9 protein-coding genes are annotated in these 12,271 nt (G+C 28.5%); all 9 read left to right on the forward strand.

Going from position 1 to position 12,271, the window contains the following annotated elements:
- Window positions 1-16: 16 nt before the first annotated feature.
- The 9 genes from spoIIE (at window position 17) to prfA (ending at window position 12,176) form a co-directional block, all read left to right on the forward strand.
- Window positions 17-2,386 carry a stage II sporulation protein E gene (spoIIE, locus tag ABHC41_RS11455; protein WP_271893872.1) on the forward strand — a complete coding sequence of 790 codons (2,370 nt, stop codon included), beginning with the start codon at window positions 17-19 and terminating at the stop codon, window positions 2,384-2,386.
- Between the two features lie 439 nt (window positions 2,387-2,825).
- A complete protein-coding gene (gene pepF / locus ABHC41_RS11460) occupies window positions 2,826-4,721 on the forward strand; it encodes an oligoendopeptidase F (RefSeq protein WP_271893874.1) in 1,896 nt (631 codons plus the stop codon).
- A gap of 706 nt (window positions 4,722-5,427) precedes the next feature.
- Window positions 5,428-6,429 (forward strand): class II fructose-bisphosphatase, encoded by a 1,002-nt coding sequence (glpX, locus tag ABHC41_RS11465; RefSeq protein WP_092921429.1) that lies wholly within the window; start codon window positions 5,428-5,430, stop codon window positions 6,427-6,429.
- A 260-nt stretch (window positions 6,430-6,689) separates the two neighbouring features.
- Complete coding sequence (gene rho, locus ABHC41_RS11470; protein WP_092921427.1) at window positions 6,690-8,195, forward strand: transcription termination factor Rho; 1,506 nt, start codon at window positions 6,690-6,692, stop codon at window positions 8,193-8,195.
- A gap of 116 nt (window positions 8,196-8,311) precedes the next feature.
- Window positions 8,312-8,512: a 50S ribosomal protein L31 gene (rpmE, locus tag ABHC41_RS11475; protein WP_092727659.1), complete on the forward strand. Its 201-nt coding sequence runs from the start codon at window positions 8,312-8,314 to the stop codon at window positions 8,510-8,512.
- A 72-nt stretch (window positions 8,513-8,584) separates the two neighbouring features.
- Window positions 8,585-9,169, forward strand: coding sequence for a thymidine kinase (locus tag ABHC41_RS11480; RefSeq protein ID WP_092921425.1), 585 nt, complete (start codon window positions 8,585-8,587; stop codon window positions 9,167-9,169).
- A gap of 139 nt (window positions 9,170-9,308) precedes the next feature.
- Entirely contained in the window at window positions 9,309-10,208 is a 900-nt protein-coding gene (locus ABHC41_RS11485; RefSeq protein WP_271893877.1) for a DUF1385 domain-containing protein, read from the forward strand.
- A gap of 10 nt (window positions 10,209-10,218) precedes the next feature.
- The gene (gene prmC, locus ABHC41_RS11490; protein ID WP_271893878.1) at window positions 10,219-11,067 is read left to right on the forward strand and encodes a peptide chain release factor N(5)-glutamine methyltransferase; all 849 of its coding nucleotides are present in this window, start codon (window positions 10,219-10,221) and stop codon (window positions 11,065-11,067) included.
- 44 nt (window positions 11,068-11,111) lie between these two features.
- The gene (prfA, locus tag ABHC41_RS11495; RefSeq protein WP_092921419.1) at window positions 11,112-12,176 is read left to right on the forward strand and encodes a peptide chain release factor 1; all 1,065 of its coding nucleotides are present in this window, start codon (window positions 11,112-11,114) and stop codon (window positions 12,174-12,176) included.
- Window positions 12,177-12,271 lie beyond the last annotated feature (95 nt).

Genomic DNA, 12,271 nt, shown 5'->3' on the forward strand with positions numbered 1-12,271 from the left:
AGAGGGGGATTTTTTTATGGAGAAGAGTTCAGTAAAATTAAAAGATAAAACTATTAAAATTAATTATAGAAAATTTAATAGATATATGGAATTAAACACAATTGTATTTATATTAATGGCATTTTTGCTAAGTAGGACTATTTTGATGGATACTATAGCACCTCTGGGATTAGCATTTTTCATATATGTATCTAAGATAGAAAAATATAGACTTCCTGCTTTTATGGCAACGTTGTTGGGAATAGTCTTATCCGGAAACACTATGCCTTATATTTTGAAGTATATCCTATGCTTAATTATATATATGTCAATAAACAAGAAAATTAAAGGTGTTAATTTAACCTGGAAGATAGCTCTTTTGGGAACTTTTATTATATTACCTATATCTATTGGACAAGCTCTTTTATCTAATAGATATGTATATGATATTTTTATAGCAATTATGGAATCATCTATAGTATTTATCGGAATATATATATTTTCTTATGGTATTGATTTGCTGAGTAATTCTAATAAGAAAATAACTATGAATGTAGAAGAAATTATATCTTTAAGTATAATAGTTACTTTAAGTATTATGGGAATAGGAGATATGTATATCTTAGGGGTGTCTTTAAAAACAGTCTTGTCTACAATACTTATTCTTATGGCATCTATTATTGGAGGTGCAGCTATGGGGGCTACCTCTGGGGTTATAGTTGGGATAGCATTTATGATAAGTGATATAACTAGTGCTATATATATGGGAGTGTTCTCTGTATCGGGACTAATAAGTGGGGCTTTTAACAAATTAAACAAATATATTTGTATAATAGGGTATATATTATCTTGGTTTATGATATATGGCTATAGTCTAGGTGTTGGATTGGATATTCAACAAATGAGGGATATGTTAATAGGGTGCTTAATAGTATTATTATTACCAAAGAAAGCTTTTGATAGAATAGAAAATAGGATAAGAGTTAATGTGAACTCTAATGAAGTAGTTAATGACTATATAGATAGAATGAAAAGCTTAACTAATAATAGACTATTAAATATGAGCAAAGCTTATGATAGTATAGCAGATACTTTTGATAAGATTAGAGAAAAAGAAAAAGTTGTAGATCAAAAGGACATAGCAAGTATAATAGATATGATTTATATTGATCAGTGTAAAAACTGTGGAATGAAAAGAAGATGCTGGGACTTAAAATTTAATTATACATATACTCTTATGAATGAAATATTACAAAGCATAGAGGAAGAAGGAGAACTTAAAATAGACAGTGTACCAGAGGATTTTATAAAAGAATGTATAACTCCAGAGGGAGTAATTAAAACAATAAATAATTATTATAAGTTATTTTTAGTAGATTATAATTGGACAGTAAGATTTTCAGAAAGTAGAAAATTAATAGCAAACCAAATAAGAAGTATATCAAAATCTATGAAGTCTATATCCTATGATTTAGAAAATAATATTGTGCTAGACTTAGAGAAAGAAAATGATTTAAAAGATGAATTAGAAAGAAACTGCATTTCAGTAAACAAGATAAATTATATAACAAAGAGTGATGATGACTTTGAAATAGTAATAAATAAAGATAACTGCATAGACGGATGTCTATGCGATAAAAAGCTAACAAATATTATATCGGATTATATGGGAACTAGTGTATCTGCTCAAAAGGTTGGATGTAGATCTTTAGGTCAAGAATGTAAAATAACTTTTAGTAGAAGTCAAAAATATAAAGCTATAACTGAAGTGATATCAATGTCAAAAGATGGACATATATTATGTGGGGATAATTATACACATATGGAGATAAGAGATAGTAAATATATGATGGCCATAAGCGATGGAATGGGTAAAGGTCGAAAAGCATATGAAGAATCATCTATAACTATAGATATATTAGAAAAAATGATGGATGCGAAAATTGAAGATGAAATAGTTATCAACACAATTAATAACATGTTATTATTAAAATCGTCAGATGAGATGTTCTCTACATTAGATTTAGGAATAGTTGATTTAAAAAGAGGAATACTAGAAACTATAAAGATGGGGGCATGCCCTACATATATAATGAGAGATAATAAAGATATAGATTTAATATCCTCATCATCATTACCAGTGGGGATTTTATGTGATATAAACTTAGATAGAAAGACAACAAAGGTTAAAGATGGTGATTATATAATTATGGTATCTGATGGAATATTAGATGCTGGTAAGAATAACAATATGGGTGATAACTGGTTAATATACTTCATAAAAGATATGCAAACTACCAATCCAAAAGAGATAGCTAATTTAATACTAGACAAATCTCTTGAAATGCAAGGTGAAACTATAGAGGATGATATGACAGTATTAGTTACTAAGATATATAAAAATTAACTTATCAACATATTGTTAATAACATGTTATTAAAATGTGGATAAGTTTAGAGTTGAGTAATATTAGCCTATATATATTGAAAACACAAAGTTCGACAAAGTAAAACAATAAATAAAAAAATATTTTTTTGATGCAATGAAATTGTATACAAATAAACTAAAAGTATTTATTAACAATATAAGTGAATAACCTACAAAAACTTGTTGATAAGTATTAAATAATTGTTAATAAGTATGTTAAAAGTCAAAATTAAAAAAATTCCAATAGAATAAGAATATTGGAAAAACTAAATATTTGTCGTAATATAGATTGTTAATATGTTGATAAGTATGTGGATAAAGTGTTTATGTATAAATATTTAAAATGGTAATAGTTGAATAATAAGGAACAAAAAAGCCATCCTATAAGTAAGTAGATTTTATTGAAAGGATGGCTTTTTATGAGCAATAAAATATATTATAAAGCAATTATGATTTTGTCTATATCTGTTTTTTGTATAGGAGCTATGCCAGAAATATCTTATGGTAATGATTTTTTGCATAATAAAAGTATTATAGCAATAGACAATCAAGAAGAGACTAAACAAGAAAATAAGAAACCTATTGACTATAATAAGATGTGTTGGAATCTACAAGCATTATATAAAAATGATGCTGAATGGGAAAAAGATTTAAAAAAATTTACAAAAGATATAAAGGAATTAAAAAATTATACAGGTAAAATTACCAAGTCTAAGACTCATTTGGATTTTGCACTAGAAATAAAAGAAAGATTAGATATAAAATTAAATAAGCTTGGAGGATATGTAAAATTAAAAAAGGATATAAGTAAAAATTCGTATAAATACTTAGCAATGGATGAAAAATTAGATAATGTATATAGAGACTATAGAATGGTATGTTCAGGTTTAGAATTAGAGGTTCTGAAATTATCAGATAAAGAATTTAAAGAAATCTCATCTAGTAAGAAAATAAAAAGTAAATATAATAGATATTTGTCAAGCATAAGAAGTTCTAAAGATTATTATCTAGATCAAACTTCAGAAAACATACTTGCAGATGTATCGAAAATAACATCATTACCAGGATATATATATGAACTCTTTAGAAATATGGATAAAAAAACAAATTTAAATCCATCTGAGTATAGTCAAGCTTTAGAATCTTTTGATAGAAATGAAAGAAAATCAGCTTACCAAAATGAATTTGTATCTTATAATGACAATATAAATACTTTAGCAGGGCTATTAGTAGGACAAGTAAATAAGAATATATTTTATTCCACTCAAAGAGGATATGAGTCTTCTTTAGATATGTACTTAAAAAGTGATGGGGTAAACACCAAAGTATATGATAGATTAATCGAAACTGTGAGTGATAATACATCTAGTTTGCATAAATATATATCCTTAAGAAAAAAGGCTCTTAATTTAGATAAAGTATATTATTATGATATGTTTGTTCCGATAGTAGATAGTGTTGATAATAGTATAGGATATGAAAAAGCACAAGGAATTATATATTCAGCATTAGCACCTTTAGGTAAAGAATATAGTGATATAGTATATAAAGCTTTTAATGAAAGATGGATTGATGTATATTCGAAAGATGAAAAAGTAAGTGGTGCATATTGTTTATCTGTTTATGATGCTCATCCATATATATTATTAAATTATGGAAGCAATTTAAGTTCAGTATCTACATTAGCTCATGAACTTGGGCATGGAGTATACTCTTATATGAGTGCCAAAAATCAAAATTATTATAATTCAAATCCATCTATATTCACTCATGAGGTAGCATCAACAACTAATGAAGCTTTATTGTATGAAGTGTTAATAAAGAATGCTACAAATGATAAAGAAAAGGCATATTATATAACTCAATACTTAGACTTAATAAAAGATACAGTATTTATTCAGACTATGTATGCTGAGTTTGAAAAAATTATACATGAGATGATGGAAAATGGAGAAGTTTTAAATACACTAGTATTAGATGATACTTGGGGAAAATTACTTCAAAAATATTATGGTAAAGATTATGAATTAGATCAATTAGCAAAAGTAGGATGGTCTAGAATACCGCACTTCTATAATAGTTTTTATGTATATAAGTATGCTACAGGATGTAGTGCAGGTGTTGCATTTGCACAAGATATCTTAAAAAATGGTTCAGATAATTATATTAGTTTTCTAAAAAAAGGAAGTTCAGATTCCCCTACAAATCTTCTGAAAAAAGCAGGAGTAGATTTAACGAGTACACAACCTATAGAAAATACAATAAATAAATTTGATGAATTAGTTAAAGAGTTAGAAACGATTATAGTTAAATAATATAGGTTATTAGTAATATAACTATATAAAAAGTCCTATTTTTGCTAAGTAGGACTTTTTATATAGGATTGATTATTAATGGAAGGAAAGTCATATATAAGAATATAAAATGATTTTTTAAGCTATCAAAAGCATATTTAATATGATTAATACAATATGGATATAATTGAAGCAAAAAAGTAATTTTAAAAGATACTTATAAATATGGTATAATAGCAGCTAAGTATATAGAAGAGAGATTTTAAAGAATAATTTGTGGAGTACATTAACTCAATTATAGAGAGTATAATAAATAATTTATTTGAGGTGGAATAAATGGCAAAAAATCAAAAGAAAAAAAATAAAATTATAGCAATATCAGTAGTAGTAGTACTTGTTGCTACTAGCATGACGACACTATTTGGATTATTAGCAGCTATGATGTAAGAAACTAACCCTTTGGTTAGTTTTTTATTTTAAAGAAATTAAATTAGGTTCTATATAAAATATTAATTTATAAGATTTGTATTAGACATTAAAAAAATATATCTTTATATTAATTTATCATCTAATAAATTAAGTAAAATTTATTTAAAATATAACATACTAGTATGTGTAGGGTTATTATAATACACTAAATAATAAAAAGTGATACACATGTTTACTAATTAACAAATATAATATATAATTTTTCTTAGTAAAACTAACTAAGGAGATGGAGTATATTATGGATAGAAATTTAGCGCTAGAACTTGTTAGGGTAACGGAATCAGCTGCATTAGTATCTTCTAAATTCATGGGTAAAGGAGATAAAAATGGAGCAGATGGAGCAGCAGTAGAGGCTATGAGGAGAGCTTTTGAATCAATAAAAATAGATGGTGAAGTTGTTATAGGTGAAGGTGAACTAGACGAAGCACCAATGCTTTATATTGGGGAAAAAGTTGGTATGAGAACGAAGGGGAGTATGGAAGTTGATATAGCAGTAGATCCACTAGATGGGACTACATTAATAGCTAAAGGACTTCCAAATGCTATATCAGTAATAGCCATGGGAGCTAAGGGAAGTTTATTAAATGCACCAGATACTTATATGAAAAAAATAATAGTAGGGCCAAAGGCAAAAGGAAGTATAGATTTAAATAAATCTCATGAAGAAAATATAAAAAATGTTGCTAAAGCTTTAGGTAAAAAAACAACTCAAATGACTATAATAGTTCAAGATAGAGAAAGACATAATGATATAATAGAAGCTGCAAGAAAACTAGGGGCTAGAATAAAAATGTTTGGAGATGGAGATGTAGCAGCTGCTATAGCTACTTGCTTCGAAGAAACAGGAATAGATATGCTTATGGGAATAGGTGGAGGACCAGAAGGTGTAATAACTGCTGCTGCCATAAAATGTATGGGAGGAGATATGGAAGGCCAAATATATCCTTTAAGTGAACAAGAGAGAGAAAGATGTCATGAAATGGGATTTTCTGATGAGGACTTACAAAAAGTTTTAACTATTGATGACTTAGCAAAAGGAGATGAATTATTCTTTGCTGCTACAGGAATTACAGAAGGTGATTTATTAAAGGGAGTAATACAAATAGGGAACAATAGGGCTAAGACACAATCTGTAGTTATGAGAGCAAAAACTGGGACTATAAGGTTTGTTGATGCAATACATAATTTAGATAAAAATGATATATTAGTAGATTTAATGAAAAAATATAATATGGAATAGAAGTATAATAAATATAGGTTTATTGTCTGAATAAGCCTATATTTTTTTATCGAGGAAATATAAATATACATAAATAGTTTAAAGTTTTTAAAAATAGTATAATATATAGTATATATAATAATTATTATATATAGCTATGTTTGTATGTTGACCAGTATAGAAGATAAGTGATATTATAAAAATTAATTATAAGTAAATCTTTTCTTTTTCACACCTTTAAATCCCATAGATTAAATGGAAGATATAATAAAGAGATATAGATGAGGAGGATTCTTTTGAATATAGATAACATAAAAGTATCTGAATTAGACGATAAGACTCTACTTCAGTTAAAAGAGATAGCAAAAGAAATAGGCATAAAGTCTATAAGCAAGTATAAAAAGAATGAATTAATAGATATAATAAAAGAAAGTTTAGAAAAAGACAGTGTAGAGAAAGAACAGAAAGTTAAACAAATAGAAGTTAAAGAAGAGAGAAATAGTCAACAAAGAAACGAAGAAAATAGAAATAATCGTAATACAGAAAACAGAAATCATAGAAATAATACGGAAAATAATCATAGAAATCATATAGAAAATAACAATACTAGAAATAATAAAGGATACTATACTCAAAAGGTAGTAGATGAATCTAAAATAATAGATGAATTTAATACATCAAAAGATGATGAGGTAGTAGGAGTTCTTGAAATACTTCCAGATGGGTTTGGATTCTTAAGAGGGTCAAATTACCTATCTACAGAAGGAGATGTTTATGTATCGCCTTCTCAAATAAGAAGATTTAATATGAAAACTGGAGATAAGATAAAAGGAATAACTAGACACCCTAAAACAGGAGAAAAGTTCAGGGCTCTTTTATATGTTCAAAAAATAAATGACGAGAAGCCTGAAACAGCGATACAAAGAAAGGCCTTTGAATTATTAACTCCAATATACCCAGAAGAAAGACTTACATTAGAAAGACATCAACATGATATAGCTACCAGATTAATAGATTTAATATCTCCGATAGGAAAGGGTCAAAGAGGATTAATAGTTGCACCTCCTAAAGCAGGTAAGACAAGCTTATTAAAAAATGTAGCAAATAGTATAGCTAAAAATCATCCTAATGTAGAACTTATAGTACTTCTTATAGATGAAAGACCAGAAGAAGTTACTGATATGAGAGAATCTATTAATGGAGATGTTATATACTCAACATTTGACCAAGTATCTAGCCACCATGTTAAAGTCGCTGAAATGGTATTAAATAGAGCACAAAGACTAGTTGAACATGGAAAGGATGTAGTTATATTATTAGATAGTATAACTAGACTTGCGAGAGCTTATAATTTAACAATATCTCCAACAGGAAGAACTTTATCTGGAGGACTTGATCCAGGAGCATTACATGGGCCTAAGAAATTCTTTGGTGCAGCTAGAAATATAAGACAAGGTGGTTCGTTAACTATACTTGCGACTGCTTTAGTAGAAACAGGTTCTAGAATGGATGATGTAATATTTGAAGAATTCAAAGGAACTGGAAATATGGAGCTTAACTTAGACAGAAAGTTAGCTGAAAAGAGAATATTCCCAGCTGTAGATATATACAAGTCAGGAACAAGAAGAGAAGATCTATTACTTACAGAAGAAGAGAAGTCAGCTTTATATAAATTAAGAAGAGAAATGAGTAATAATTCTGTATTAGAGGTTACAGATAAAGTTATAGAATTATTAAAAAGAACAAAGAATAATGAAGAGTTTATCAAATCGATAAAAGGAATTTAATCTAAAGAAAAACTGCTTGTACCAATAAAAAACTTATGTTATAATGGTGTAGTTGATAATGCAAAACGAAAAAATTAATATAGTTAATTTATAAAATTTGAGAAGAGGTGAATATGATGCAAAAAGATATACAACCAAAATACGAAGCTGTAGAAGTACGTTGTGCTTGTGGGAACACTTTCAAAGCTGGTTCTGTTAAGGACGAGATAAAAATAGAAATATGTTCTGAGTGCCATCCTTTCTATACTGGAAAGCAAAAGAATATAGAAGCAGGTGGAAGAATAGACAAGTTCAAGAAGAGATTCAAAATGGACTAATCTTTACAAAAATGGAGTTGGGCAGCCAACTCCTATTTTAATGTAATCTAACAATCATAGGGGGTACGAAATATGTATAGACCTGTAAATCACGGGTATATAGAGGTTGTCATAGGACCTATGTACAGTGGTAAAAGTGAAGAGCTTATAAGAAGATTGAGAAGAGCTAAAATAGCAAAACAAAATGTAGTAGTATTTAAGCCTCAAATAGATAATAGATATAGTAAAGAGGATGTTGTTTCACATAATGGAGACAGTATAAATGCAATACCTATAAGTAATGCAAGAGAGATATATAATCATATAGATAATAAGACTCAGGTGGTAGGAATTGATGAAGTTCAGTTCTTTGATGAAGAAATAGTTGAAATAGCTATGAACTTAGCAGATAAAGGTATAAGAGTTATTGCTGCTGGTCTTGATATGGACTTTAAAGGAGAGCCTTTTGGACCAACACCAAAGTTATTAGCTGTTGCAGAATTTGTTGATAAGATACAAGCTATATGTTCAGTATGTGGACAGCCAGCTAATAGATCTCAAAGATTAATAAATGGAGAACCTGCAAGATATGATGACCCTATAATACAAGTAGGGGCTGTTGAAACTTATGAAGCTAGATGCAGAAAATGTCATGTGGTTTATAAAGATAAAAAATAATTGAAAGTTAAGGGAGTTTCTTAAAATGATGTTAATCACCAAGGAATGCTCCCTTTTATAATATAAAAAGTCTATTTTAATACATACTCTTATATTATAATAAAGAAATAAGTAAAGTATAAAATAAAGAGGTGGATTAATGAAGAAGCAATCTGTAGGTGGTCAGGCTGTAATCGAAGGGGTTATGATGCAGTCTAAAGAAAAAAGAGCCGTTGCAGTGAGGAAAAGCAATGGGGAGATTGTTGTAAAGAAAAATAGAGTAAAAAGTTGGATAAAAGATAAGAATATAGATAAAATACCATTTTTAAGAGGTTCATTTGTATTAATCGAGACAATGGTAGAAGGTATTAAAAGTTTAAACTTCTCATCAGAATTTTTTTTAGATGAAGAAGAAGAGGATGCTTTTGACAGGTTTTTCAAGAGTATATTTAAAGATAAAGCTAATGATGTGATGATAGGTTTGACTATGATAATATCTATTATTTTATCAATAGGATTATTTGTACTAATTCCTACTGTAGTAGGAGGTTTGTTTTCAAAATATATACAAAGCGATTTCGTATTAAACCTAATAGAAGGTTTTGCTAGAATAGCTATTTTATTTATATACATAGTAGGAATATCTAAGAGTAAAGATATAGAAAGGGTATTTCAATATCATGGTGCCGAGCATAAATCTATATACTGCTATGAAAGTGGAGAAGAGCTTACAGTAGAAAATGCTAGAAAATTTACTAGACTACACCCGAGGTGTGGGACTAACTTTTTATTTATAGTTATGTTTACGTCTATTATACTATTCTCTTTCTTTGGATGGCCTAATCCAATATTAAGAGTGGTTATGAGAATAATATGTATTCCTGTGATTGCTGGAATTTCTTATGAAATAATAAGATTTCTTGGGAAATATAATAATAGTCTTACTAAAGTTGTCGCATATCCAGGAATGTTTTTACAAAACTTTACAACTAAAGAACCTGATGATGAGCAATTAGAAGTAGCACTAACAGCATTAAAAGCTGTAATAGAAGAAAAATAAAGGTGATAATATGACAATAAGAGACATACTTATAAAGTATATGGAGGAATTAAAAGAAATAAGTGACACTCCAAGATTAGACACGGAAATTATTTTACAAAAAGTACTTGGAGATGTGGATAGAATTTATATCCATTTAAACTTAAATAAAGAATTAACTAAAGAACAATATAAAATGTTTTTAAGTTTAATATCAGAAAGGATAAATGGAAGACCGATAGCTTATATAGTAGGTAGTAGAGAATTTATGGGACTTGATTTCTTTGTAAAAGAAGGTGTTTTAATACCTAGACCTGATACAGAACCTTTAGTGGAAGAAATTATTGAACTTTGTAAGGATAAAGAAGTTAATATAGTGGATATAGGAACAGGTTCAGGGGCTATAACTGTAAGTCTAGCTAAGTATATAGAAAAATCTAAAGTTGTATCTTTAGATATATCGGATATACCTTTAGAAGTGGGAAAAATAAATGCAATAAACAATGGTGTAGATGATAAGGTCGTATTTAAGAAATCAGATTTATTTTCAGCTATTGAAAATATAGAAACTAAATTTGATGTTATAGTTTCAAATCCACCATATATACCTAAAAGGGACATAGAAACACTTCATACGCAAGTTAAAGATTATGAGCCATACAATGCCTTAGAAGGTGGAGAAGATGGACTTGATTTTTATAGAGATATAACCAAACAATCAGTAAGATATATTAAAGAAAATGGAATATTGGCATATGAAGTTGGGCATGATCAAGCAGAAGATGTAAAGCGAATTATGGAAGCTAATGGATACACAAATATATATACAAAGAAGGATATACAAGGTATTGATAGAGTTGTTATAGGCTATAAACTATGATATAATGAAAAATTGATATGTTACAATAAACGAGGTGAAAAAGGATGCTAAAAAAATTAGATGTATTAGAAGATAAATACAAAGATTTAACAGAAAAAATAAGTGATCCGGAAATAATAAATGATCAAAAAACTTGGCAAAAGTACATGAAAGAACATTCTGACTTAGAGCCAATAGTAATGAAGTATAGAGAATATAAAAATGTTTTAACTAGTATAGCTGATTCAAAGGAAATACTACAAGAAGAATCAGATGAAGAGTTAAGAGACCTAGCTAAGATGGAATTATCTGAGTTAGAAGAGCAAGTAGAACCTCTAGAAGCGGAATTAAAGATATTATTATTACCAAAGGACCCTAACGATGAAAAGAACGTAATCGTTGAGATAAGAGGAGGAGCTGGTGGAGATGAAGCAGCTCTATTCGCAGGGGACCTATTCAGAATGTATTCAAGATACGCTGAAAGAAGAAGATGGAAAATGGAATTATTAAGTGCAAGTGATACTGGTGTTGGTGGATATAAAGAGGTATCATTCTTAATAAAAGGTAAGGGAGCTTACTCAAGACTTAAATATGAGTCAGGAGTTCATAGAGTTCAAAGAATACCATCTACTGAATCAGGAGGAAGAATCCATACATCTACTGCAACAGTTGCAGTTTTACCAGAAGTTGAAACAGTAGAAGTAAACATAAACCCAAATGACTTAAGAATAGATGTTTTCCGTTCTTCAGGAAATGGTGGGCAAAGTGTTAACACTACTGACTCTGCGGTAAGAATAACTCACATACCTACAGGAGAGGTAGTATCTTGTCAGGATGGTAAATCACAGTTAAAAAATAAAGAACAAGCATTAAAAATACTAGTAGCAAGACTTAATGATAAAGCTATAGCTGAGCAAAACAAAGATATAGCAGCGGAAAGAAAGAGTCAGGTTGGTACTGGAGATAGATCTGAAAGAATAAGAACTTACAACTTCCCTCAAGGAAGAGTTAGTGATCATAGAATAAACTTAACATTATATAAGTTAGATTCATTCTTAGATGGAGATATAGATGAAATGATAGATGCTTTAATAACTGTAGATCAAACTGAGAAAATGGCATCGCTATAATTTGATTAAATCTAATCCTTCTATTAATCCCTATTAATTTAGGGATTTTTATATAACATGAATAAATATGTTCCTTCTTTAAGTATACATTAGTA

Source organism: Romboutsia sp. 1001216sp1 (assembly GCF_039841805.1).
Taxonomy (GTDB): Bacteria; Bacillota; Clostridia; order Peptostreptococcales; family Peptostreptococcaceae; genus Romboutsia_C; species Romboutsia_C hominis.

Bases quoted from the DNA above. Each gene is read 5' to 3' on its own strand.
- spoIIE (WP_271893872.1), top strand. From the start codon at position 17: ATGGAGAAGAGTTCAGTAAAATTAAAAGATAAAACTATTAAAATTAAT.
- pepF (WP_271893874.1), top strand. From the start codon at position 2,826: ATGAGCAATAAAATATATTATAAAGCAATTATGATTTTGTCTATATCT.
- glpX (WP_092921429.1), top strand. From the start codon at position 5,428: ATGGATAGAAATTTAGCGCTAGAACTTGTTAGGGTAACGGAATCAGCT.
- rho (WP_092921427.1), top strand. From the start codon at position 6,690: ATGAGGAGGATTCTTTTGAATATAGATAACATAAAAGTATCTGAATTA.
- rpmE (WP_092727659.1), top strand. From the start codon at position 8,312: ATGCAAAAAGATATACAACCAAAATACGAAGCTGTAGAAGTACGTTGT.
- ABHC41_RS11480 (WP_092921425.1), top strand. From the start codon at position 8,585: ATGTATAGACCTGTAAATCACGGGTATATAGAGGTTGTCATAGGACCT.
- ABHC41_RS11485 (WP_271893877.1), top strand. From the start codon at position 9,309: ATGAAGAAGCAATCTGTAGGTGGTCAGGCTGTAATCGAAGGGGTTATG.
- prmC (WP_271893878.1), top strand. From the start codon at position 10,219: ATGACAATAAGAGACATACTTATAAAGTATATGGAGGAATTAAAAGAA.
- prfA (WP_092921419.1), top strand. From the start codon at position 11,112: ATGCTAAAAAAATTAGATGTATTAGAAGATAAATACAAAGATTTAACA.